The 23,070-nt window shown below is 62.5% G+C and carries 20 protein-coding genes; 9 read left to right on the top strand and 11 right to left on the bottom strand.

Annotated elements, in window-relative coordinates:
* Window positions 1-28: 28 nt before the first annotated feature.
* From QRN34_RS11080 to QRN34_RS11060, 5 genes are read left to right on the top strand one after another with little or no spacing between them, the layout of a single operon-like run.
* Window positions 29-877 (top strand): NAD-dependent epimerase/dehydratase family protein, encoded by an 849-nt coding sequence (locus QRN34_RS11080; protein ID WP_285404513.1) that lies wholly within the window; start codon window positions 29-31, stop codon window positions 875-877.
* 17 nt (window positions 878-894) lie between these two features.
* A complete protein-coding gene (locus tag QRN34_RS11075; RefSeq protein ID WP_285404511.1) occupies window positions 895-2,868 on the top strand; it encodes a hypothetical protein in 1,974 nt (657 codons plus the stop codon).
* 6 nt (window positions 2,869-2,874) lie between these two features.
* Complete coding sequence (locus tag QRN34_RS11070; protein WP_285404509.1) at window positions 2,875-3,984, top strand: glycosyltransferase family 4 protein; 1,110 nt, start codon at window positions 2,875-2,877, stop codon at window positions 3,982-3,984.
* Window positions 3,981-4,904 carry an NAD-dependent epimerase/dehydratase family protein gene (locus tag QRN34_RS11065; RefSeq protein ID WP_285404507.1) on the top strand — a complete coding sequence of 308 codons (924 nt, stop codon included), beginning with the start codon at window positions 3,981-3,983 and terminating at the stop codon, window positions 4,902-4,904. Before QRN34_RS11070 ends, QRN34_RS11065 begins: the two co-directional genes overlap by 4 nt.
* Complete coding sequence (locus QRN34_RS11060; protein ID WP_285404506.1) at window positions 4,880-5,926, top strand: glycosyltransferase; 1,047 nt, start codon at window positions 4,880-4,882, stop codon at window positions 5,924-5,926. Before QRN34_RS11065 ends, QRN34_RS11060 begins: the two co-directional genes overlap by 25 nt.
* Here QRN34_RS11060 and QRN34_RS11055 read toward each other — a convergent pair.
* From QRN34_RS11055 to QRN34_RS11015, 9 genes are read right to left on the bottom strand one after another with little or no spacing between them, the layout of a single operon-like run.
* Window positions 5,899-7,395, bottom strand: a complete 1,497-nt coding sequence (locus QRN34_RS11055; protein WP_285404504.1) for an oligosaccharide flippase family protein — start codon at window positions 7,393-7,395, stop codon at window positions 5,899-5,901. The genes QRN34_RS11060 and QRN34_RS11055 overlap by 28 nt on opposite strands.
* 43 nt (window positions 7,396-7,438) lie before the next feature.
* Entirely contained in the window at window positions 7,439-8,671 is a 1,233-nt protein-coding gene (locus tag QRN34_RS11050) for a class I SAM-dependent methyltransferase (protein WP_285404502.1), read from the bottom strand.
* The gene (locus QRN34_RS11045) at window positions 8,668-9,231 is read right to left on the bottom strand and encodes a dTDP-4-dehydrorhamnose 3,5-epimerase family protein (protein ID WP_285404500.1); all 564 of its coding nucleotides are present in this window, start codon (window positions 9,229-9,231) and stop codon (window positions 8,668-8,670) included. Before QRN34_RS11045 ends, QRN34_RS11050 begins: the two co-directional genes overlap by 4 nt.
* Window positions 9,228-10,307 carry a CDP-glucose 4,6-dehydratase gene (rfbG, locus tag QRN34_RS11040; RefSeq protein WP_285404589.1) on the bottom strand — a complete coding sequence of 360 codons (1,080 nt, stop codon included), beginning with the start codon at window positions 10,305-10,307 and terminating at the stop codon, window positions 9,228-9,230. The genes QRN34_RS11045 and rfbG overlap by 4 nt, the downstream gene beginning before the upstream one ends.
* Window positions 10,301-11,071 carry a glucose-1-phosphate cytidylyltransferase gene (gene rfbF / locus QRN34_RS11035; protein WP_285404498.1) on the bottom strand — a complete coding sequence of 257 codons (771 nt, stop codon included), beginning with the start codon at window positions 11,069-11,071 and terminating at the stop codon, window positions 10,301-10,303. Before rfbF ends, rfbG begins: the two co-directional genes overlap by 7 nt.
* A 17-nt stretch (window positions 11,072-11,088) precedes the next feature.
* Window positions 11,089-12,111, bottom strand: a complete 1,023-nt coding sequence (locus tag QRN34_RS11030) for a glycosyltransferase family 2 protein (RefSeq protein WP_285404495.1) — start codon at window positions 12,109-12,111, stop codon at window positions 11,089-11,091.
* Window positions 12,104-12,961, bottom strand: coding sequence for a glycosyltransferase family 2 protein (locus QRN34_RS11025; RefSeq protein ID WP_285404493.1), 858 nt, complete (start codon window positions 12,959-12,961; stop codon window positions 12,104-12,106). The genes QRN34_RS11030 and QRN34_RS11025 overlap by 8 nt, the downstream gene beginning before the upstream one ends.
* Window positions 12,962-12,996: 35 nt before the next feature.
* Window positions 12,997-14,061 carry a hypothetical protein gene (locus QRN34_RS11020; protein ID WP_285404491.1) on the bottom strand — a complete coding sequence of 355 codons (1,065 nt, stop codon included), beginning with the start codon at window positions 14,059-14,061 and terminating at the stop codon, window positions 12,997-12,999.
* Window positions 14,062-14,083: 22 nt separating this feature from the next.
* The gene (locus QRN34_RS11015; RefSeq protein ID WP_285404489.1) at window positions 14,084-15,484 is read right to left on the bottom strand and encodes an MBOAT family O-acyltransferase; all 1,401 of its coding nucleotides are present in this window, start codon (window positions 15,482-15,484) and stop codon (window positions 14,084-14,086) included.
* A 194-nt stretch (window positions 15,485-15,678) separates the two neighbouring features.
* Here QRN34_RS11015 and pilB point away from each other — a divergent pair, with 194 nt between their 5' ends.
* The 4 genes from pilB (at window position 15,679) to coaE (ending at window position 20,397) form a co-directional block, all read left to right on the top strand.
* Window positions 15,679-17,406, top strand: a complete 1,728-nt coding sequence (pilB, locus tag QRN34_RS11010) for a type IV-A pilus assembly ATPase PilB (protein WP_285404487.1) — start codon at window positions 15,679-15,681, stop codon at window positions 17,404-17,406.
* Between the two features lie 146 nt (window positions 17,407-17,552).
* Window positions 17,553-18,818 carry a type II secretion system F family protein gene (locus tag QRN34_RS11005; protein WP_036140378.1) on the top strand — a complete coding sequence of 422 codons (1,266 nt, stop codon included), beginning with the start codon at window positions 17,553-17,555 and terminating at the stop codon, window positions 18,816-18,818.
* Between the two features lie 80 nt (window positions 18,819-18,898).
* Complete coding sequence (locus QRN34_RS11000) at window positions 18,899-19,768, top strand: A24 family peptidase (RefSeq protein ID WP_285404485.1); 870 nt, start codon at window positions 18,899-18,901, stop codon at window positions 19,766-19,768.
* The gene (gene coaE / locus QRN34_RS10995) at window positions 19,765-20,397 is read left to right on the top strand and encodes a dephospho-CoA kinase (RefSeq protein WP_285404483.1); all 633 of its coding nucleotides are present in this window, start codon (window positions 19,765-19,767) and stop codon (window positions 20,395-20,397) included. The genes QRN34_RS11000 and coaE overlap by 4 nt, the downstream gene beginning before the upstream one ends.
* Window positions 20,398-20,490: 93 nt before the next feature.
* Here coaE and QRN34_RS10990 read toward each other — a convergent pair whose 3' ends face one another.
* Complete coding sequence (locus QRN34_RS10990) at window positions 20,491-21,741, bottom strand: GGDEF domain-containing phosphodiesterase (RefSeq protein ID WP_285404477.1); 1,251 nt, start codon at window positions 21,739-21,741, stop codon at window positions 20,491-20,493.
* Window positions 21,738-22,952: an HD-GYP domain-containing protein gene (locus QRN34_RS10985; protein WP_285404475.1), complete on the bottom strand. Its 1,215-nt coding sequence runs from the start codon at window positions 22,950-22,952 to the stop codon at window positions 21,738-21,740. Before QRN34_RS10985 ends, QRN34_RS10990 begins: the two co-directional genes overlap by 4 nt.
* Between the last annotated feature and the right edge of the window lie 118 nt (window positions 22,953-23,070).

Here is a 23,070-nt window from a genome sequence, read left to right as displayed (position 1 = left end):
CCGCGGATTGGGGGGTAAAGTGGCCAGGATGAACCACATTCCTTCCCAAGCCCCCCCCCGGCAGGTCATCGTTAGCGGCGCCACCGGTTTCGTGGGCCGCCATCTCGTGCCCTTGCTCGTGGCGGATGGCTGGGACGTGGTCGCGATGGGTCGCTCCAGGGAGAAGGCACGTGATCTCCCTGGCTTCGATGGAGCTCTCTTCGTGCCCATGGAACTGGGCCAGGACGTCCGCAGCTTTAATCCACGGCCGGGCGCACTCCTGATCCACCTGGCCTGGTCCGGCCTACCCAACTATCGGACGCTGTTGCATCTGGAGGAAAACCTGCCTCGGAGCTACGCCTTCATCAAGCAGATGGTCAGGCTCGGCGCCAGCCAAGTACTCGTGGCAGGGACCTGCCTTGAGTATGGGATGCAAAACGGATGTCTCTCTGCGTTGACCGAGCCGCGTGCGTCCACTCCCTACGGGTCGGCGAAAGATATGCTTAGGCGCCAACTCGGCTTTCTTCGCGGGGACTTCCCCTTTGGCCTCCAGTGGGCACGCCTCTTCTACATGTACGGCGACGGGCAGAACCCTCGTTCCATCCTTGCGCAACTCGATGCCGCGATCGATCGTGGTGACGCGACCTTTGACATGAGCGGTGGCGAACAACTACGGGATTACCTGCCAATCGAAGAGGTCGCCCGGCAATTTCTTGCCATTGCCCGCTCCGGGCAAGAGGGTGTTTTCAATATATGCAGCGGACAGCCCGTTTCGATACGACGACTGGTCGAACGGCACATAACTGCGCGTAATTCTTCGATCACTATGAATCTCGGACACTATCCCTATCCCGACTACGAGCCGCTCGCCTTCTGGGGCGAGCCGACCCTGACGTAGTTCTACAAGGCTCGCTTATGACACTTCGCTTCGTTGCCGGCCTTCGGACACACCCATGGCTCTGGATGCTAGCCGCACTGCTTGCCACGGCTGCGGCATATACACCAGGCGTTTCCGGCGGCTTCCTCTTCGACGACTTCCCGAACATCGTCGACAACGAAGGGGTGCATGTGACTAGCTGGTCGGCGCCGGCACTACTGAACGCCGCCCTGTCTTCTCCATCCAGCGAGTTCAAACGTCCGCTGGCATCACTCAGCTTTGCGATGAACTACCTGCTTACGGGTGCTGACCCGGCGGGTATGAAACTGACGAACATCGCCATACATCTCTTGAACGGCATAGTGGCATTCGCGCTACTGCGCTTGCTATCCGTCGGTGCAAATCGTGAGCTTGCTCGCTGCGATGACGTGCTGGCCGCCTCCGTGGTGGCCCTATGGCTTGTCATGCCGATAAATCTGACGGCTGTGCTTTACGTCGTCCAGCGCATGGAGAGCCTGGCCAACTTATTCGTTCTACTTGGATTGCTGGGTTATGTCGTCGGCCGGCGCAGGATGCTGTTCCACGGGCGGGGATTCGCTCTCGCCGCCGCAAGCATCGTGGCAGGATCTGCGTTCGGCCTGCTAGCCAAAGAGACAGCAGTACTTACGCCGCTATATGCGGCAATCATCGAAGTGGTTATATTTCGAGGAAGGTGCGACTTAATTGCTAGTGACACGGCGCGAATCAGTCGCCGCGTCGTCGCGCTTTTTATCGTCGTCCTAGTCATTCCTGTCATTACCGGCGCGATCCTAGTGGGGCCGTCGCTCTTCGCACAGTCGACGTGGGCACCGCGCAGTTTCACCATGCCGGAACGGCTCCTCAGCGAATTCCGCATCGTGGTCGACTACATCGTTTGGACGATACTTCCGACATTGCCGGACTTGTCGTTCTATCACGACGACTTCGTTGTCTCCACTGGGTGGACCCAACCGTGGAGCACACTGGTGTGTGCGGTCTTGCTCCTCGTACTGGTCGTGGCAGCCTGGGGACTTCGCAAGCGAACCCCCCTCGCTACCGTGGGCATCGCGTGGTTTTTCGCCTGTCATACGCTGACGGCAACCATCGTTCCGCTAGAACTCATTTACGAGCATCGCAATTACTTTTCGAGTCTGGGACTTGCCCTAACAATCGTTGTCCTCGCGATTGGTCGCGACGCGAATACCGATCGCACGCGCTTGCGTCTCGCGGCCACCGTCTTAATTTCCCTTTTGTGGCTATACGACCTGGGGCTCACAGCTTTTACAGCCACTCGCTGGGGAAACCCACTGTCGCTCGCTCAGGAACTCGCTATTCGAGCTCCCGACTCTCCGCGTGCTCAGTACGAACTTGGTCGCACGTACATAATCGTTTCCAAATATCGACAGGCGTCGCCCTTCGTACAGCCGGCATATGCCGCATTGGAGCGTGCCGCTGCGCTACCCCGATCGTCCACGCTAGCCGAACAGGCCCTCATTTTCTTCGCGGCGAAGCTTAAGCAACCGATCAATGATGCGTGGTGGGTGTCTATGGAGGCCAAGCTCCGAGCAGGCCCTGTCAGCATCGAGGACGAAAGTGCGATCATGTCGCTCACGAACTGCACACTCCAGCAGAACTGCGATTTGCCGGCCGACAAACTACTCGAGATGTATCAAGCAGCGCTTTCGCATCCCTCGCCGAGATCGCGCCTCCTGGCCGCCTATGCAGACTTCGCCTGGAGCGGTCTCGATGATCACAAGTTGGGCTACGACATGATTCGACGCGCTAGTGAAGCCGAACCTCATGAACCCGCTTATCACGTCACGGCTATCCGTTTCGCCTTGGCGATGGGCGATCGAAACCTCGCCGAGAAGCAAATGGAATTTCTCCAAACGTTGAACGTGGGCAACCGACTGACGGCGATGATTACGCCTTTGCGCAAAGAGATCGACGCAGAAAAAGTGAATAGCGCACCACCCTCGTCTAGCACCCGGTGACTACACATGAATGTATTGATGACAAGCACCTCTTACCCCGCGAACGGCGGTGACTGGCGGGGCGTGTTCATTCGTCATTTGGTGGCAGCGATCGGTCGTCGCGAGGGTATATCTGTGCGGTTGTGGGCGCCGCCGGGTGAACTGCCGCCGGGTGTCACCTATGCGGCTACAACCAACGAGAGGACCTGGCTAAGTGGACTGATGGAGGCCGGCGGCATTTCTCACCTCATGCGCCAGCGGGGCTGGCGGGCACCTTTCGCGCCGATCCGCCTGCTGCGCATGCTCTATCGCTGCTACTGTCGCGAGACCGAGGCCGACTTGTATCACATAAACTGGCTGCAGTCGGCTCTACCACTCCCGGCGAACGGGAAACCCCTCGTTATCTCGGTTCTGGGAAACGACCTCAACCTTATGAAATTACCGCTGATGCGCCCCTTGCTGAGGCGTACCATGCGTGGGCGCCGCGTGGCGCTCTGTCCGAATGCGGAATGGATGGTACCCGTGCTGGAACAGGCCTTCGGTGATATCGCAACGGTGATTCCCGTGTCGTTCGGGATCGACGAACGATGGTATGCGATTCGGCCGCTACCGCTCGACCCGCCCCGGTGGATTGCCGTGACGCGGCTCACCGCAAACAAGCTCGGTCCGCTCTTCGATTGGTCCGAATCCTTATTCCTTGGCCAAGCGCGCGAGCTACATCTATTCGGACCCATGCAGGAGCAAGTACAGGTACCTTCCTGGGTGCATTACCACGGCGCAGCCACGCCTGATTCACTCGCCTCTGACTGGTTCCCGAAAGCCGTCGGGCTCATCACCCTGAGCGTGCACTCCGAGGGGCGTCCCCAGGCCATGCTCGAGGCCATGGCTTCGGGGCTTCCGATCATCGCCTCCGCCATGCCTGCGCATGCGAGCATCGTCAAGCATGGCACCACCGGCATGCTGTGCGACACTCGCGAGGAGTATGCGGAAGCGATTGAGCGACTCGAAGACCCGGCCACGCAAGCTTCGATGTCCCTTCGCGCGCGCGATTGGGCGAAAAATCTCTTCGGCGACTGGGATGATGCCGCGTCGCGCTACGCAGCGGTATACGCATCACTGCTCGGGACACACCCATGAATGACTCGATCCTCGTCGTTGGTGCCGGCGGGTTTATCGGCCGGCATCTCGCACTGCGCCTTGCGGACGACGGCTATCAGGTCACCGCCATTACTAGGCGTGACCCCGGCATATCCCACACGTCCATCCACTGGAGCGCTGAAGAGACACCGTCGGTGGACGCGTGGCGCACGCTACTGAAGTCCGTCAACGCGGTGATCTATCTCGCCAGTGTGTCTACGCCAGGGGGCTCTGCCGGACGCCCCGTGGCCGAAGCGGTCAGCCTGACTCACCTGCTTACACTTCTGGAAGCGCTGCAGACGCATACACGTGTGCGACTTGTATACATGTCGTCCGCCGGCTCCCTCTACGTGCCAGCGGACGGCAAGGCCTCCGCGGAGGACGATGCAGTGGGCCCACGGTCATATCACGGCGCCAGCAAGGCGGCAGCGGAGGCATTCGTGGGGTCGTGGTGCGCGCAATTCGATGCATCCGCGACGGTGTTGCGCCCCTCCAATGTGTATGGTCCGGGCCAAGTCACCCGCCGCGGCTTCGGCGTCATCCCAACTGCGTTCTGGCATATGCGCCATGAGCAGGCCATGGATGTCTGGGGCGACGGCTCGCAGACGCGCGATTACATTCATGTCGACGATTTGGTCGACCTCTGCGTCGCTGCTACTAAGGCGCCGCCGCTGGCGGGCATGGCGGTATTCAACGCCGCCAGTGGATGCAGCACCAGTCTCAACAAGCTGTTTCAGGTCATGGAAGACGTGGCCGGACTCACTCTGCCACGGACTTACCATGAGCCGCGTGCCGTCGACGCGATCCATGTAGCGGTGGACGCGAGCAAAGCGCGCGCTCGGTTCGAATGGTACGCGCGAATAGGTCTTCACGAAGGCATTGAGGAGACCTGGCGATGGTATCGCTCCATCGAGCCCTAGGCGGCCCGAAAGACCCGGTGTGCACCGTTTGCATCGCCAACTACAACGGCCGAGCGCTGCTGGCCGATTGTGTCGACTCGCTACTTTCCCAAACCGTCGCCGGGCGTATCGAGATCCTCGTGCACGACGATGCATCGACTGACGATTCCGTCGCCTTCATTCGAGAACGCTATCCGCAGGTAGCTATACTCGTGAGCGAGTCTAACGTGGGCTTCTGCATCGGTAACAACCGTATGGCAGAGATGGCGTCCGCGCCTTTTCTGCTGCTGCTCAACAACGATGCCGCCCTGCTGCCAGACGCCATCGAAGCTCTTTTGGAAGCGGCAGTCATTCACGGCAAAGGCGACGTACTGACCCTGCCGCAATACGATTGGCAAGACGGCGCGCTGATCGACCGCGGCTGCGCGCTGGATCTGTTCTACAACCCGGTACCTAACCGGCGCGAGGGAATGCGCGATGTTGCCATGACCATCGGAGCCTGCCTCTGGATCGCCCGCGATACCTGGCACGCATTGGGCGGGTTTCCTGAATGGATGGAATCCATCGGCGAGGACCTGTATCTGTGTTGCCTAGCCCGCTTGCAGGGCGGACGCGTGATCGCGCTTGCGCACAGCGGGTATCGTCACTGGCAGGGAAAGACCTTCGGCGGCAACCGCGTCACCGGCGACGGATTGGTGACCACACTGAAGCGGCGCCGGCTGAGTGAGCGCAACAAGTCGTTCGCGATGGTCGCGTGCACGCCAGGGCCTGTGGTCTGGCCGTTGCTGGCATTGCACATCGTGCTGCTAATGGCCGAAGGCACGCTAATGGCCCTGCTTCGCCGTGACCGGCGGATCTTCTTCGACATTTATCTCAACGTCCCGTGCCAACTGCGCGCGCACTGGCGCTCCTTGATATCACATCGCGAGCGCAACATGCGCCGCCGACGCGTCGGCCTGGGTGCCTACCTGTCTACATTTTCGCCCTTGCCACGAAAACTCTCGATGCTGCTGCGTTACGGTGTGCCGCGGGTGCGCCACTGACCCAATCGATGTCGCAAGACGGGTGTGGCCAGACCGGCCACGACGAGCATCACGACGCCCTCCAGGGTCAGTAAAGCCCAACCCAAGATACCTGCGGGTAGCGGCAATGGCAGCCAGCGCCATGTGGCACCGACGACCGTGGCAGCGAGCACCGGGGGAATCACGTCGTGGACATACCACCGCGCCAGTTCGCCGCGCAAAAGGCGGCGGTGCATCAGCGGCACCGCGACCAGCACGTAACCGGCGTTGAGGCATAGCCAGATCCAGGCAGCCGCCATTGCGCCGTAGGTAGGCACCAGCAACGCTAGCGCGGGCGCGACCAAGCACACCGCCAAGAGATTGACGCGGATCGTCAGGGCAGTCCAGCCCGCGGCCAACTGCAGAAAATACGGCAAGGTCATGATGCCGTTGAACATGCTGCCGACGGCCAACACGGCCACCAAGCCGACCACACGATCCACAGTCATCGGGTCGTGCAACCACAGTTGCAGCACCGGCCGTCCCAACAGCACCAGGAAGGCAGTCGCCGTGCCGATTAGGATCGCGACGCCCTGAGTGGCAGAGTGGTACAGGCTCGAAAGCCGTTCGTCATCGGCGGCGTGCAATTGGATGAAGCGCGGGTAGAACGCCTGCGCGATGGGCGTGATCAACCCAAGCGGTGCCTGGGCGACCACCACAGCGAGCGCGTAATAACCGAATGCATTGAGCGGAAGAAGCCGGGTGAGCAGGATCTTGTCGAGGTTACCCAGTATGATCGATAGGCTCGCTACGACCATCGTGCCGACCGCGAAACGCCAGGTAGCTCGTAGCGGGGCGAGTGAGAATCGGCCCGGCCGCATATTTGTCCGCAAGCTGATATGGACCGCCATGGCAAATGCCACGACCGTGGCCGCCCCTGTGGCAAGTTGCCAAAGGAAAAACGCGCGGATTTCAGGCGCTATCCAGGCCACGACGACAAATGCGCCACCGTTACGCAACGTTCCAGACGCCGCAAGCACGGCGTTGAGTACGACTTGACGCTGCAATCCTATGAGCGCGCTTCGATACACATTCTCAAGTATGCGCAGCCCGACGAGCAGCGCCATGATACGCAACGCAAAGATGACCTCCTCCTGGCGCAGGCCGCGGGTATCGAGCCAGTGCGATGCGAGCCACGGGCTTGCCACGATCATCGTTACAGCCACGACGACACCTAGCACCACCGCCACCAGTTCGGCACCGCGCAGCAACAGCCGAGCGGCCGACCCGCCCGGCTCGATCGCGCCCAGCCGAGCCAGCTCGCGGCTGACCATCGGCGCCATGCCTAGATCAAGCAACGCCATCAGGCCAAGCAACAATGTGAAGACGCCTATCAGCCCGTAACCTGCAGGACCAAGATGATGGATGTACGCAGAAATGAAGGCGACATTCATGAGCGCGTTCCAGCCAGCGCCTAGGTAATTCGCAACGATGTTGCGGCGAAGCCCCATTGACGCTAACCGCCGCAGAACCGCGTCATACCCTGCGACTCGCTCACGGATCGAACACAGCAAGTGAGGGGATGGCGGTCACGAATCGACCGCCCCATTCGCGCACATAGTCGAGTTGCTGAACCAGCTCAGCGCGAAGGTTCCACGGCAACAGGACGATGTAATCAGGCTGTTCGGCGAGCAGGGCCGCCTCGTCACGAATGGGAATGCGACTTCCCGGCATGTATTTGCCTTGCTTGCTCGGATTGCGATCAACCACGAACCCGATCAGGTCGGAACGGACCCCCGCAAAGTTAAGCAACGTATTGCCTTTCGCCGCTGCGCCATAAGCCGCGACGCGCTTGCCAGCCCGTCGCGCCTCTATCAGAAAGGCGAGGAAATCGTCCTTCACCGTCTCCGCCTGGACTTGGAACCGCCGATAGAAGTCGACACAGTTCATGCCAGCATGGCGCTCCGCTTCGAGTATCACCCCTACCCGGGGCCCGACGGGCCGGGCCCCGGTCGTGGCGCGCTGCGCGTATACGCGCAGGCTGCCTCCATGTGTCGGTAACGTATCCACGTCGAAAACCGTCAGACCGTTGGCCGCGAAGATCCGCGCCACCGCCAGCAACGAGAGGTAGGAATAATGTTCGTGGTAGATCGTATCGAACTGGCGCTCTCGCACGAGGTTCAGCAGATGCGGAAACTCGAATGTGGCGACGCCGTCGTCCGCAAGCAGTATCGCAAAGCCGGAGACGAAGTCGTTGATGTCCGGCACATGCGCCAGCACGTTGTTGGCGGCCATGAGCGCGGCGCGATGTCCTTTTGTGACCAGTTCCCGTGCTAGGTCGACGCAAAAGAATGCTTCGACAATATCCAGCCCACGAGCCCGGGCACTGGCGGCTGTGCTTGCCGTCGGCTCGACGCCGAGACTGGCTATGCCCCGATCATGGAAACAGCCAAGCAGGGAACCGTCATTCGCGGCGATTTCGACCACGAGCGATACGCAATCTAGGCCGAAACGCTCGACCATGGTGGCGGCGTAGCGCTCGCAATGCGCCAGCCAGCTCGTCGAAAAGCCACTGAAGTAGGCGTATTCCGAATCGAACAATTCACTCACATTGGTGAAATCCTCTGTCTGTACGAGCCAGCAATGGGTGCAGGCGAGTACAGTGAGTGGGTACCACTTCTCCGGTGCGGACAGGCCGGCTTTACTGAGATAGGCGTTCGACGGCGGCGCGCTGCCGAGGTCAATAAAACGGTCGGTGAGAGGCTGCGCGCAATGCCTGCACTTCATGCGATGACTCCCTGGAACGTCGCATCGATCGGGCCATGTTGGGCATCCCGGTCCGACATAAGGGCGATGGCGCGCGGCCAGGCGATACCGAGCTGCGGATCGAGCGGCCACACGCCGCATTCGGCATCCTGCCGGTAGGGTTGACTGTGCACGTAGATTAGCTCGCAGCCAGCTTCCAGAGCCTGGAATCCATGCGCGAAGCCTTCGGGGATACGCAGGCAGCGTCCATTGTCCGCACTGAGTACCTCAGCATGCCAGTGCAAGTAAGTCGGCGAGCCTTCGCGCAAATCCACGGCTACGTCGAAGACGCTACCCCGGATGCAGTGCACGAGTTTGACTTCCGCGTAAGGCTGTCGCTGGAAATGCATGCCGCGGACCGTTCCTTCCAGGGCGGTCATCGTCCGATTGATCTGTGCGATCCGGGCGAAAGGCAGGAGCTGCCCCGCGGCATCGGAATCGTAAAGCCTCTCGAGAAAACCTCGGTCATCGCCCAGCCGACGCCTGTCTAACACATGCAAACCCCGGATCGGTTCGTGGACGTGGGTAAAACGATCGGTCATGACGCTGTCGATTCCAGATAGGCCGCAATCTGTTTGCGGCTGAACGTTTGCATGTCGCCGCCAGCGAGCCACTGCTTCTGCCAGGCCACCGTTTCTTGCAGGGCGCGCCGAAGCGGCCAGCGCGGCTGCCATGCTAGGTCATGTACGGCGCGCGCGCTGTCAAGGGCGAGCAGCCCGGCTTCATGCGGGTGGACCGTGACGTCATCGGTAAGCACCATTGCGTCGCCACCCCACAACTCCGCGACGACCCTGGCGACATCGCCGACCGCCGCCTGGTCGGCCGCGGGTGGACCGAAGTTCCACGCATGTGCGGCGTCCGCGCCGGATAATAGAGCCTGGGCGAGCGTCATGTAACCGCTGAGCGGCTCCAGCACGTGCTGCCAGGGGCGGCTTGCCGCCGGATAGCGCAGGCGTACTGGCGCTCCTTCGGTAAAGGCCCGCATGCAATCCGGGACGAGCCTATCGGGTGCCCAGTCGCCTCCACCGATGACATTACCCGCGCGTGCGGATGCCACGCGCGGAGCGGCCGGTTCGCGAAAGAAGCTATGGCGATAGCTTGCTGTCACAAACTCTGCAGCGGCCTTGCTAGCACTGTAGGGATCATCGCCACCGAGTCGGTCGGTTTCCACAAACGGAATACCGCGACCGTCGTTCTCGTAGACCTTGTCCGTCGTGACGATCACCACGGCCTTTACCGAGGGTGTCGACCGCACCGCCTCCAGCAAATGTGCCGTTCCCATGACGTTCGTCGCGAACGTACGGACGGGCTGCTTGTAGCTTTCCCGGACCAACGGCTGGGCCGCCAGATGCAGGACAAGGTCGGGTACTGCCGACGCCATCGCCGCGGCGAGGCGATCACGGTCGGCCAGATCGGCACGTGTGTCCGATGCAACGAGGGCCTCGACGTTGGCAACGCCGAACATCGACGTTCCCGTGTCGGGGTCAAGCGCATAGCCGTGCACGCGAGCACCGAAGGCCTCGAGCATGAGCGCCAGCCAGCTGCCCTTGAATCCTGTGTGCCCGGTAAGAAAAACCGAACGCCCTTCCCAATCGCTTCGACGCAACGTACTCACCATGCCTTCCACGGTGCGTGTCCCAAAAACCAGAGCTGCTCGAGCAGGTTACGCTCGCGCAAGGTATCCATTGGTTGCCAGAATCCGGCGTGCTCATATGCAACCAGCTCGTTCGTTTCCGCCAACTTGGAGAGCGGCCCGGCCTCCCAAGTCGTCGTGTCATCCACAATCAGCTCGATGCATTTCGGCGATAGCACGAAGAACCCACCATTGATCCAGCTTCCATCACCGTCGGGTTTCTCGATAAAGCCTTCGACACGTCGACCGTCGAGGCGCAGAGCGCCATAACGCCCCGGCGGACGTACCGCCGTAATCGTAGCGAGCTTTCCATGGTTTCGATGAAAGGCGATGGAGTCGCCGATGTCCAGATTGGATACACCGTCCCCATAGGTGAAACAGAAGGCGTCCTCGCCTTCCAGGTATGGAGCTACGCGTTTCAGGCGACCGCCCGTCATCGTCGATTCGCCGGTATCCACAAGGGTCACTCGCCAAGGTTCGGCATGGCGTTCGTGCACTTCCATCGTGTTTCGCGCGATGTCGAAGGTGACGTCCGATGTATGCAAGAAATAGTTGGCAAAGTACTCCTTTATCAGATAGCCCTTGTATCCGCAACAGATCACGAAGTCGTTGACTCCGTGAGCCGAGTACATCTTCATGATGTGCCAGAGAATCGGCTTGCCACCGATCTCGATCATCGGCTTTGGGCGCAGATGCGTCTCTTCCGAGATGCGCGTGCCCAGGCCGCCTGCAAGAATGACCGCTTTCATGGTTGCCGGAAGCTCCGCTATCGATCTGAAGGTAAACGCATAGGACGCCCATCATCGCGACGCACGCGCGACTTCGTGTATCTGCGCCAGGTAGACAACAACCACGGAAAGAACCGGATGACACGCGTGGCCACAATAGCCGTCAGCACGCCACGGGAGGCCGGACCAAAAGCGCTGTCCAGTGGAGTGTCTGAACGCAATATCCGCACGCCCGCGCGGTCGGCAGCCACAAGTACGCTCAGGCAACGCTTGAACCAAGCCACGACGAGCCAGCGCCGCGCGAAGCGACCGCTGGCAAACAGGCCGCGGTAAAGCTCGTACTCGGCGATGGCGATCCGTGTAATGAGCGTTGCGTCGAAACCTTGCAACGAAGAGGCATTATCTCCGTCGTTGTTCCAGCTACCCGACACATAGCGAGAGATGCCTACCGGATGGTTTGCACAGATCTCTGTAAGGATGTAGCCATCGCCCGTATTACCTAGGTCGGGCTCGAAACGGAATTCATCACGGAGATCTGCCCTGAATAAACAGTTGGTAATGATCGGATAGTGTCCAAGCAGGCACTTCAGAGTTCCCGCGCCCGCCGCGTGACGGCCCTCCGGCCAGTAGTCGAGTTGACTTCCCTGGATGACGCCGTATTTCCTAGTGGGCGCGTCGCAGGCGACGAAGCCGAGCTCCGGATATCTGTCGAACCAACCCAATGCTGTGGTCAGGAAATCGGGCTCGTACGTGTCATCATCGGTAAGCATGCAGAAGTAGTCGCCGTCCACGAGGGATGGAATCGCGTTGAAATTCGCGAGCATCCCCATGTTCTGCATGTGGCGGACGTGCCGGACGCGCGCGTCCCGGGCGATGAGGCGCTGCATCACATCGACGGTATGATCGGTCGAATGATTGTCGAGCACGATGACATCAAGGTTCGCCCAGCTTTGGCCGAGCACGCTCGACACCGCTTTCTCGAGACGATCGGCACGGTTGTAGGTCGGTATGAAGACCTGTACCCGCGGGGATCCGGCAGCATGGGCCGATCGGTCAATCACGCTGTTTCACGTACATCAGGGAAGTGATCTGTTCGGAGACCAGACCAATAAGAAAAACAATAACCGCCGCGCTCCACATCAGCGTGGACATGTTGGTCAAGCGCCCCTCGGTAATGAATGTGTAGAGGTAGTTCGCCAGCCCGAGTAAGAAAAACAGGACACTCGCGGGAACGAAGAGCTTCAACGGCGAGTAAAGCGTCGCGATCTTGAAAATGATCAGAAGGAAACGAATACCATCCTTCAACGGCTTGATATGGCTCTTGCCCACACGCTGTGCTGCCTTGATCGGTTCATATGCCACCGCATACGCGCTTCGGAAGAAAGCCATCGTGCTGGTCGTCGGATAGGAAAAACCGTTTGGTAGGAGGTGGATAAATTCGCGAAAGTGCTCGGCGCGCGCAACCCGGAATCCAGAAGTAAGGTCCGCGACGACGTGTCCGGTCATCCTGGTTGCCAGCCAGTTATAGAGGGTATTGGCCAGGCCTCTACCCACGCCAGCCTGGCTGTCCCAGTCGCGAGCACCCACTACCATGTCATAGCCTTGGTCCAGACGGCCAACAAGGCGCAAGATATCCCGCGGATCGTGTTGGCCGTCACCGTCCATAAAAACCAGGACGTCACCCGTAGCGGCACGCGCGCCACGCTTAATCGCAGCACCATTGCCCATCGAGTACGGTGCCGAGACACAAGTGACGCCGACTCCATCGCAGGCAGCACGGGTGTCATCGGTCGAACCGTCATCCATGACGAGGATTTCAGCGTCTGGGTACAGACCACGCACCTGCGGCAGGAGAGCACGCAAGGCTGCGCTCTCGTTCTTGGCGGGAATGATGATGCTTAGACGGCTCAACGACTGCTCCAATTCGATGCAATAAAAGACACGATTCAGCCCCCCGCCCTTATCCAGCCCCGAGTCTCAAGCGACCTCGCCAGCGCCAGGGTAAACCGGCGCTTGTCCCGAACGTCCAGATGCGATCCGTCCGGACAGGTGAAGTCCCGCAACGCGGGCTCGTCCGCGTAGTAGAGGCCTTTGCCGCCGGCCAGCGGCACGATACGGTCCCAGAATACCGCGCGGGGATAGATGGCGTCGTCTGCCGCGCGCACGAGGCCCGAACGGGGAAACATGACGAAAACCACTGTGCCGCCCCTTGCCTCGATTTTTCGCACCATGTCATTCAGCCGGGCGGTGTTCGCTTCGAGATTTGCCGTAGAAGCTTGCGGCAGCGCCTGGATACGCTCCGCCAGCTCGCGATCGACGGCAGCATAGTCCGGCAAGGCTGGCAGCGCAGCAATTCCGGCATTCCGGATGACACGCTGATAATAAAACGCGGGCATACTGACGCGGGAATAGTCGGCATCCCGCGACCTGTTCGGCAGGGTAATGAGGTACTGCGGCGTCGCCTTGGGGGCAAGCACCCGGGCGACGAGGGCCGCAAAAGGCCCCGCACCGTCGGCATAGCTACGCATGGTCCCCTGACGCCAAGCTGATAGCGCGCTCTCGATCCTCGCGAAATCGTAGCTCGACCCCGCGCGTTCGTGTAGTCGCCAGTAGTCGACATAGCGGTTCGAGGCATCCTGATAGTCCGGATCCGGCACGCCACCTTGGTAATCAACGATGACCGTTCCCGTGACCCGATCGTCGGCCGCGAGATCCGCGAGCACCGGGATATACGAGCTACCGTCGATAGCGAGCTGTACCGGTTGCTTGCCGGTAGCCTCGGCAAGCGCACCCAGGTCCACATCGAGCTGCGCGCGTGAGGCGCCCACAAGAATAAGTGCGCGTGATCCGGCTTCGCTCGCATGCAGACGCTCCCGTGCCCACACAGCGGGGGAGTCGACGACGGTTGGCTTGAAGCCTCGCGCGGCAAGCGCCCCTTCCAGCAATCCGGCCATGATCAGCAGTAGAAGAAGGCCTGTCGCGAAAGGAACCAGCCAACGGCCGCCGGGCATGACGCGCCGAGTAAGGTGGATATCAGAATTGGAAGTAGATGAACGCACGACTGTCGCCCCCCGAACTCATGAATACGCCAACGAGGCATGCGGCGACAACCATGCCACGCAAGCCTTCGGACCAGCCGGAAGCAACGTCCTCGAGTGACCGGTCACGCATGCGCCACTGCCATGCCAGCGCGGCCACCATCACAATCAGCGCGATGGCTTCGTCGTTTGAAGGCAACGCGAGCTGGAAAGCGGACCGGAGCACGGCGACACACGTCGCCAGATCGGGAGCACGGAACGGAATCCAGGCCAGGCATACGGCCAGGAAAGTCAGGCAAGTAAGCACCGGGGCGGCACCGGTGTCAGTGAACAAGCCAGGCCGCATGCGACGCACGATGCGCTCCACGACAAGGAAACCACCATGCAACGCGCCCCAGAGTACGAACATCCACGACGCGCCATGCCAGAGGCCACCGAGGAGCATCGTCAGCATGAGGTTCCGACATGTACGCCATTCACCACCCCGATTGCCACCCAGCGGAATATACAAGTAGTCCCTAAGCCAGGTGGACAAGGAGATGTGCCAGCGACGCCAGAAATCCGAAAATCCCCGGGCGGCGTAAGGGAACCTGAAGTTGTCCGGAAACGCGAAGCCGAAGCACATCGCCAAGCCGATTGCACAAAGCGAATAACCACCAAAATCGAAATATATCTGTCCGGAAAACGCAAAAATTCCGGCCAGTGCACCCAATCCGGGGTGAGCCGCAGGGGCGGCGTAGAAAAGGTCGGCCACAGGCGCAAGCAAGCTGTCCGCCAGTACGCTTTTGCAGAACAGCCCGATGGCGACGAGGGTGAGACCCCAACCGATCTGCTCACGGGAGGGATCCGTGGGGCGGGCAATTTGAGGTAGCAGTGCCCGGGCGCGCACGATCGGTCCGGCGACGAGGTGCGGGAAGAAGGCTACGAACAGCGCGTAGTCAGCCCATGGCGTATCCGCCGCAATCTCCTTGCGATAGACATCGATCGTGTAAGACAACGATGCGAATGTATAAAAGGAGATGCCCACCGGCAGCACGATATTCCAGAGCGGTGGCTGATATGTAGCGCCGAGCCACGCCATGGCCGCTTGCGCATTGCCAAGCACGAATGCGCCGTATTTGAAGAAGGCAAGCAGCGACAGGTTCGCGACGAGGCTGACGACCAGCCACAGGCGTCGGCGCGACGTCCGCTCCTCACGCCAGATCAGGCGCGCAAGCCACCAATCCAGGCAAGTCGATGCAAACAAGATGAAGACATAGGGAGGATTCCATGCCGCATAGAACGCATAGCTCGCCACCAGCAAAAGCCATTTTCGCGGTTTCCAGCTACGGATGAGCTGGAAAAGCACGAAAACGATGGCAAAAAAAACAAGAAAAGTCAGCGAATTAAAGAGCACGCACGCGTCCTCGAATGCAAACGTGCCGCCCTGTCGGCAGGCCCCGGCACCCGACCTTGGCAGCAGGGCCGGCGCATCGTACAGGATTTCACGCCAGCTGCCGCCGCTCCGTTTAAACTCACATCTTCCGACGTGACCAAACCCACAATCTAGAGTAGATTCAGGCGCATATCTCGGGGAAGACGGGACCCTACATGGCTTCACAAATGCACTCCCCCATGCTGGCGGGACTGACCGGCATGGCCCGGCGCCTCGTCAACGAGGGTGTCATGGCCGAGGCCGACGTCCGCAAGGCGGTACAGGATGCCGCCGAGAAGCGATCGTCGCTGTCCGCCTGGCTGGTCGACCACCACCTGGTCGAGAGCGCCAAGCTCTCCCAGGTGGCTTCCGCCGAGTTCGGCATGCCGCTGATGGACATCGGCGCCATGGCCACGGCCAACATGCCCCTGGACCTGGTCACCGAGGCGCTGATCACCAAGCACCAGGCGCTGCCGCTGTTCAAGCGCGGCAAGCGCCTGTTCGTGGGCATCGCCGACCCGATGCAGTCCCACGCACTGGACGAGATCAAGTTCCACTCCAACCACATGGTCGAGCCCGTGCTGGTCGAGCGCGGCCAGCTGCGCCGGGTGATCGACACCGCGCTGGCGGCCATGAACAACTCGGTGCCGGCCTTCGAGGACGGCGGCCTGGACGAGCTGGCCCTGGAAAGCAGCGACGAGGAAGGCGACGTCACCACCGGCATCGACGCCAACGCCAACGACGACGCGCCCATCGTCAAGTTCGTGAACAAGGTGCTAGTCGACGCGATCAAGCGCGGCGCCTCGGACATCCATTTCGAGCCCTTCGAAGCCATCTACCGCGTGCGTCTGCGCATGGACGGCATCCTGCGCATCGTCGCCACGGCACCCAACAAGCTGGGCAACCGCATCGCCTCGCGCCTGAAGGTCATGAGCGGCCTGGACATCGCCGAGCGCCGCGTGCCGCAGGACGGTCGCATCAAGCTCAACCTGACCAAGACCCGCGCCATCGACTTCCGCGTCAGCACGCTGCCCACGCTGTTCGGCGAGAAGATCGTGCTGCGTATCCTGGATGGCTCCTCGGCCAAGCTGGGCATCGACAAGCTGGGTTACGAGGAAGTCCAGAAAAACCTCTACCTGAACGCCATCGAGAAACCCTACGGCATGGTGCTGGTCACCGGCCCCACCGGCTCCGGCAAGACGGTCTCGCTGTACACCGCGCTGAACATCCTCAACACCGAGGGCCGCAACATCTCCACGGTGGAAGACCCGGTCGAAATCCGCGTCGAGGGCATCAACCAGGTCCAGCAGAACGTCAAGCGCGGCATGACCTTCGCCGCCGCCCTGCGCTCGTTCCTGCGCCAGGATCCGGACGTCATCATGGTCGGCGAGATCCGCGACCTGGAAACCGCGGAGATCGCGGTCAAGGCCGCGCAGACCGGCCATATGGTGCTGTCCACCCTGCACACCAACGATGCGCCGCAGACCATCGCGCGCCTGATGAACATGGGCATCGCGCCCTACAACATCATCTCGTCGGTCACCCTGATCATCGCCCAGCGCCTGGCCCGCCGGCTGCACGACTGCAAGCGGGCGATCCAGCTGCCCCCGGCAGCGTTGCTGGCCGAAGGCTTCAGCCAGGACGAAATCGACGCCGGGATCACCATCTACGAGGCCGTCGGCTGCGACAGCTGCAACGAGGGCTACAAGGGCCGCGTGGGCATCTACCAGGTCATGCCGCTGGTCGAGGATATCCAGCAGATCATCCTGGAGGGCGGCAACGCCATGCAGATCGCCGACGTGGCGAAGAAGGCCGGCATCAACGACCTGCGCGCCTCCGCGCTGCTCAAGGTCCGCAACGGCGTCACCAGCCTGGCCGAGATCAACCGTGTCACCAAGGACTGACGGTCTCGTCAGCCGACGAGACCGGTAAAGATGTGCGTCAGATGGCAGAAACCCACCCGGCGCTCCGTTCAAACTAGAATAAGAGCAGGGGCCGACCGCACGGCGGCGGCCACCTGAAGCATCAACCCCGGGGGGAACACCGCGTCATGGCTATCGCCACCGCCAGCAAGAATGCGCGCGCCATGGGCGCCGCGCGAGCCACCGTAAGCGCACTCGTCATGTACGACTGGATCGCACTGGACAAGCGCGGCAAGCGCATGAAGGGCGAGATGCAGGCGAAGAACGCCTCCCTCGTCAAGGCGGAGCTGCGCCGCCAGGGCATGAACCCCCAGCAGGTGCGCGAGCGGACCAAGCCGATGTTCGGCGGCTCGGGCAAGAAGGTGAAACCGCAGGACGTGGCCATCTTCAGCCGCCAGATCGCCACGATGATGGCCTCGGGCGTGCCCATGGTGCAGGCCTTCGACATCATCGCGCAGGGTCAGAAGAACGTCCGCTTCAAGAACATGCTGATCGACGTCAAGACCGACATCGAAGGCGGCGCGTCGCTGCACGAGGCCCTGGGCCGTTACCCGGTGCAATTCGACGAGCTCTACCGCAACCTGGTCCACGCCGGTGAATCCGCCGGTGTGCTCGATACCGTGCTGGACACGGTGGCCACCTACAAGGAGCGGATGGAGGGCATCAAGAAGAAGATCAAGAAAGCCCTCTTCTACCCGATCATGGTGCTGGTGGTGGCCCTGCTGGTGTCGATGATCCTGCTGCTGTTCGTGGTGCCGGTGTTCCAGCAGACCTTCGCCGAGGCCAAGGCCGAGTTGCCCGCGCCCACGCAGTTCGTCGTCTCGGCGTCCAAGTTCATGCAGTCGTACTGGTGGCTGGTGATCGGCGGCATCGTCGGCTCCGTCGCGGCGCTCATCTTCGCCAAGAACCGCTCGCAGAAGTTCGCTCACTTCCTGGATCGGTTCTCGCTGAAGATCCCGGTCATCGGCGATCTTCTGCACAAGTCGGCCATTGCCCGCTTCGCGCGTACGCTGGGCGTCACCTTCCACGCTGGCGTGCCGCTGGTGGAGGCCCTGGACGCGGTGTCGGGCGCCACCGGCAGCGTGGTCTACGGCAACGCGGTGAAGCAGATGCGCGACGACATCGCCGTCGGCCACCAGCTGCAGCTGGCCATGCGCCAGACCAACCTGTTCCCGAACATGGTGGTGCAGATGACCGCCATCGGCGAGGAGTCCGGCTCGCTGGATTCCATGCTGTTCAAGGTGGCCGAGTTCTACGAAGAAGAAGTGAACACCGCGGTGGACACCCTCAGCAGCCTGCTCGAGCCGTTCATCATGGTGATCCTCGGCGTCCTCGTCGGCGGCATGGTCATCTCCCTGTACCTGCCGATCTTCAAGCTGGCCGGCACGGTCTGACCGCGCACCGGCCACGCCATGCACAATAGGAACCCTTCGCCCTCGCGGGCGGAGGGTTTTTTCTTGACCACGGATCTTCCATGCCCGACATGCCCCTCGCTCTCTGGATCGGCCTTGCCGGCGTCTTCGGCCTGCTGGTCGGCAGCTTTCTCAATGTGGTGATCCTGCGCGTGCCCGCGCGCATGCAGGCCGAGTGGCGCCGACAGGCGCGAGAGGTGCTGGAACTGGACACGGTGGACGAGCCGCTGCCGCCCGGCGTGGTGGTGGAATCGTCGCACTGCCCGCGCTGCAAGCATCCGCTGGCCGCGCGCGACAACGTCCCGCTGCTGGGCTGGCTGTTGCTGCGCGGGCGCTGCCGATACTGCCGCGAGCCGATCTCCATCCAGTATCCCCTGGTCGAGCTGCTGGCCGGACTGGCCAGCGCCGCGGTGGTCTGGCGGTTCGGGCCGACGCCCGGCGCGGCGGCCAGCCTGGTGCTGACCTACTTCCTCATCGCCTTGTCCGGCATCGACGCACGCACCCAGCTGCTGCCGGACGAGCTGAATTACACGCTGCTGTGGATCGGCCTGGCCCTCTGCCTGGTGCCGGCCTGGCAGCCGCTGCCCGTCGAGCCTACCTCGGCCATCCTCGCCGCCCTGCTCGGCTACCTCAGCCTGTGGAGCGTCTACTGGCTGTTCAAGCTGCTGACCGGCAAGGAAGGCATGGGCCATGGCGACTTCAAGCTATTGGCTGCGCTGGGCGCCTGGATGGGCCCGTTGTCCCTGCTGCCCATCGTCATGTTGTCGTCCCTCATCGGTGCCCTGGTGGGCGGTGCGCTGATCCTGCTGCGGCGCCATGGGCGTGAGGTGCCGATCCCCTTCGGCCCCTACATCGCGGCCGCCGGCTGGGTCTGGTTGCTGCTGGGCGACCGCTTGCTCGGGGCCTACCTGAGCGCCACGGGTCTGCGATGAGCGGCTTCGTGGTGGCACTCACCGGTGGTATCGCCTCCGGCAAGAGCGCCGTCGAGCGACGCTTCGAGGCACGCGGCATTCATGCCTACGACGCGGACGTGGCGGCTCGCGCCGTGGTGGAGCCGGGCTCGCCCGCGCTGGCCGAGGTGACGCGTGTCTTCGGTGCCGACGCGCTCGACCGGGACGGCCGGCTGGACCGAGCGGCGATGCGCCAGCGGGTGTTTGACGATCCCTCGGCCCGGGCGGCACTGGAAGGCATCCTGCACCCGCGCATCCGTGCCTGGCTGCGGGCGGCAGCGGACGCCGACACCGGACCCTACTGCATCCTGTCCATTCCGCTGCTGGTGGAGAACCGGGCGCACTACGACTGGGTGAATCGCGTGCTGGTGGTGGATGCGTCGGAAGCGACACGGATCGCGCGGCTGGTCCGGCGCGACGGCATCGACGAGGCGCTGGCGCGGAAGATGATCGCGGCACAGGCGCGGCGGGAGGATCGCCTGGCGATCGCCGACGATGTGCTGGTCAACGAGGGGGATGAGGGGGCGCTGGACGCGGAGATCGAGGCGTTGGATCGGCGTTATCGCGGATGGGGGTCGCCTGCAGGGCGGGCTCCTACAGCGGCACCGTAGGAAGTGGCGATGGCAGCGTGGCGGGCAACGGCACGGTAGGGCGTGGCGATGGCATCGTGGTGCACGGCGGCACGGTTGCACGCCGCGACGGCGTCAGACCATCGACACGGCAGCCAGGCGTTCCTGGACGAAGGCTTCGGCGGGCATGGGACGGCCGATGTGGTAGCCCTGCACCAGGTCGCAGTCCATCTCGACCAGGCGACGCAGGGTGAATTCGTCTTCCACGCCTTCCGCGATGGCTTCCAGGCCGAGGCGATGCGCTACGTCGATCATGGCCTGCACCAGCAGCTCGGTACGGCGGTCGCCGCGCATGGCGTCGACAAAGCTGCGGTCGATCTTCAGTTCGGTCGCGGGGAAATGGCGCAGGTAGGCGAACGAAGCATAACCGGTGCCGAAGTCGTCGATGGCCACGCGCACGCCGCAGTCGCGCAGGCGGCGCAGCACGCGCACGCTCATGTCCATGTCGGTGAGCAGGGCCGTTTCGGTGATCTCCACGATCACCGACTGTGGCGGCACGCCCCAGATCTCGATGGCGCCCAGCACCTGCTCGGCAAAACCCTGTTCGACGAACACGCGCGGCGACAGGTTGATCGCCACGTCCATCGGGCAGCCACCCCGATGCAACGCGGCCGCATGGCGCAGCGATGCGTTGAGGCTCCATCGGGTCAACGGCACGATGAGGTCGCTGCGCTCGGCGAACGGGATGAAATCGTTCGGCCCCACGACCACCTGGGCGGCCGTGGTCCAGCGCGCCAGCGACTCCACCCGGCTGATCTCGCCCGTGCGCAGGTCGTGCAGCGGCTGGAAGGCGACTTGCAGCCGGTTGGCCTCGATATCCTCGCGCAGCTCGCCGTAGAGGATCTCGACGGGGGTCACGTCCGGTTTGTAGATGGCGAAGGCTTCGCCGATACGCAGTGCTTCGTCGTGGGCCAGTTCGGCGCGGCGGTACAGCCATTCGGCAGTGACGCCATGGTCCGGATGGATGGCCACGCCGACCACGGCGCGCCCGTGCCAGGGGCGCTCGCCGCGCAGCAGCGCCTTGTCGAACGCGGCCACGATACGCGTGGCGGCCAGCAACGCATGCGTGCGGTTACGCACCATCGGCAGCACGACGACGAAGGTGTCGTCGCCGGCGACGAACACCGTGTCCACGTGGCGCACCGCGTCCACGATGCGCTCGCGCGATGCCAGCATCACCTCGCTGCCGAAGTCGTAGCCGAAGCGAAGCTGCGCCTCGCGCATGCCTTGCAGGCGCACGATCAGCACCGCGCACGGGCCCGCATCCACCGACGACCTGTCGAGGATGGCCTGTACCGCCGGCAGGATGTGCGCCCGCTCGTTCATGCGGTGAAATATTCCCGTGGATCGATGCCGTAGGCATTGGACGGCAACGTACGCAGGATTTCCCGGCGTACCACATCCACCTGGCGCATGAGGTCCACGATCAGGAAATCGTCGAGGTGGCTCTTGTCCGGCCGCGTGAGGATAGCCACGCGTGGCTGCAGACGCCGCGACTGGTTCTGCACCATCACGATCGCCACCTCACCGGTGTTGAGTTCCACCAGGGTGCCGGTGGGATACACGCCCAGGCACGCCTGGAACTGTTCGACCAGCTCGCCCTGGAACCCATGGTCGCGGCCCTTGTACAGCTCCCGCAACGCAGTGTGCTGGGACACCGCTGCCCGGTAGGGCCGCGGCGTCGACATCGCGTGGTAGGTATCGATGATCGCCGCCATGCGGCCGGCCAGGGGGATCGAGGTACCGGCCAGGCCGGACGGATAGCCGGAGCCGTCGAAGCGTTCGTGGTGGGTCAGCACCATGTCGCGTACCTCGTCGTCGAGGACGCCCGAATGATCGAGGATGGCGACACCCTCGCCGACGTGCTGGCGGGCGAGATCCCATTCGTCGTCGTTGAGGGGGCCATCACGACCCAGCAGCTCTTCGGGCAACTGCGACTTGCCCACGTCCATCAGCAGGCCGCCCGCCGCCAGGCTGACGATGGCGTCGCCTTCGAAACCCATGTGGCGACCGAAGGCGGCGGCCAGGGTGCTGCATCCGATCGCGTGCTGGTAGGTATAGCCGTCCCGTCGGCGCAGGCTCTCGATCCAGAAGAAGGCATCGCCACTGCGCAGGACGCTTTCCACCATGGGGCGCACCGCGTTCTCGATGGCCTGCGGTTCCACGGGGCGGCCCTGACGGAGGTCATCCACCATCTGGATCGCGAAATCGGCCACGGTGTCGTAAGCCGCCCTGGCGCGCGGCATCTCGTCGTCGAACGACGCGGTGTCGGTATAGGCATGGCGGCTGACCAGGCGCGTGCTGGTAGCCGGCCGGACGACGGCAGCCGGCTTTGCCTTGGCCACCACGCTGGGCGGCCTGAGCGAACGATCCGGGCCGACGTGGCGCTGCGTGTCCACGAACACGTATTTGCAGAACCGGCTGAGCGATTCGATGTCCTCACGGGACGTGATGGGCAGGCCCTGCAACGGGAAGGGGGTGTCCGACCAGTCGCAGTCCAGGCGACTGACGTACATGCCGATCTCGAGATCGGTCACGAAGACACGTCGTTCTACCAGGTCATACGCCACGTTTTCCCTCCTTTCTCAACGGTATTCTCGACGCATGTGAGATCCCTGTCGGGTGCGTCGCCGAACGAGCGGCGGACTCTACCGT

Source organism: Luteibacter sp. ME-Dv--P-043b, from assembly GCF_030209605.1.
Classification (GTDB): domain Bacteria; phylum Pseudomonadota; class Gammaproteobacteria; order Xanthomonadales; family Rhodanobacteraceae; genus Luteibacter.
Note: the sequence above shows the minus strand (reverse complement) of the source record. Positions and strands in the feature narration are given on the sequence as shown.

Excerpts from the sequence above, each read along its gene's own strand:
- QRN34_RS11060 (WP_285404506.1), top strand. The coding sequence starts at position 4,880 with ATGGTATCGCTCCATCGAGCCCTAGGCGGCCCGAAAGACCCGGTGTGC.
- QRN34_RS11065 (WP_285404507.1), top strand. The coding sequence starts at position 3,981 with ATGAATGACTCGATCCTCGTCGTTGGTGCCGGCGGGTTTATCGGCCGG.
- rfbG (WP_285404589.1), bottom strand. The coding sequence starts at position 10,307 with ATGGTGAGTACGTTGCGTCGAAGCGATTGGGAAGGGCGTTCGGTTTTT.
- QRN34_RS11020 (WP_285404491.1), bottom strand. The coding sequence starts at position 14,061 with ATGCCCGGCGGCCGTTGGCTGGTTCCTTTCGCGACAGGCCTTCTTCTA.
- QRN34_RS10990 (WP_285404477.1), bottom strand. The coding sequence starts at position 21,741 with ATGAACGAGCGGGCGCACATCCTGCCGGCGGTACAGGCCATCCTCGAC.
- QRN34_RS11070 (WP_285404509.1), top strand. The coding sequence starts at position 2,875 with ATGAATGTATTGATGACAAGCACCTCTTACCCCGCGAACGGCGGTGAC.
- pilB (WP_285404487.1), top strand. The coding sequence starts at position 15,679 with ATGGCTTCACAAATGCACTCCCCCATGCTGGCGGGACTGACCGGCATG.
- QRN34_RS11080 (WP_285404513.1), top strand. The coding sequence starts at position 29 with ATGAACCACATTCCTTCCCAAGCCCCCCCCCGGCAGGTCATCGTTAGC.
- QRN34_RS11005 (WP_036140378.1), top strand. The coding sequence starts at position 17,553 with ATGGCTATCGCCACCGCCAGCAAGAATGCGCGCGCCATGGGCGCCGCG.
- QRN34_RS11075 (WP_285404511.1), top strand. The coding sequence starts at position 895 with ATGACACTTCGCTTCGTTGCCGGCCTTCGGACACACCCATGGCTCTGG.
- QRN34_RS11055 (WP_285404504.1), bottom strand. The coding sequence starts at position 7,395 with ATGGGGCTTCGCCGCAACATCGTTGCGAATTACCTAGGCGCTGGCTGG.
- rfbF (WP_285404498.1), bottom strand. The coding sequence starts at position 11,071 with ATGAAAGCGGTCATTCTTGCAGGCGGCCTGGGCACGCGCATCTCGGAA.
- QRN34_RS11000 (WP_285404485.1), top strand. The coding sequence starts at position 18,899 with ATGCCCGACATGCCCCTCGCTCTCTGGATCGGCCTTGCCGGCGTCTTC.
- QRN34_RS11050 (WP_285404502.1), bottom strand. The coding sequence starts at position 8,671 with ATGAAGTGCAGGCATTGCGCGCAGCCTCTCACCGACCGTTTTATTGAC.
- QRN34_RS11045 (WP_285404500.1), bottom strand. The coding sequence starts at position 9,231 with ATGACCGATCGTTTTACCCACGTCCACGAACCGATCCGGGGTTTGCAT.
- coaE (WP_285404483.1), top strand. The coding sequence starts at position 19,765 with ATGAGCGGCTTCGTGGTGGCACTCACCGGTGGTATCGCCTCCGGCAAG.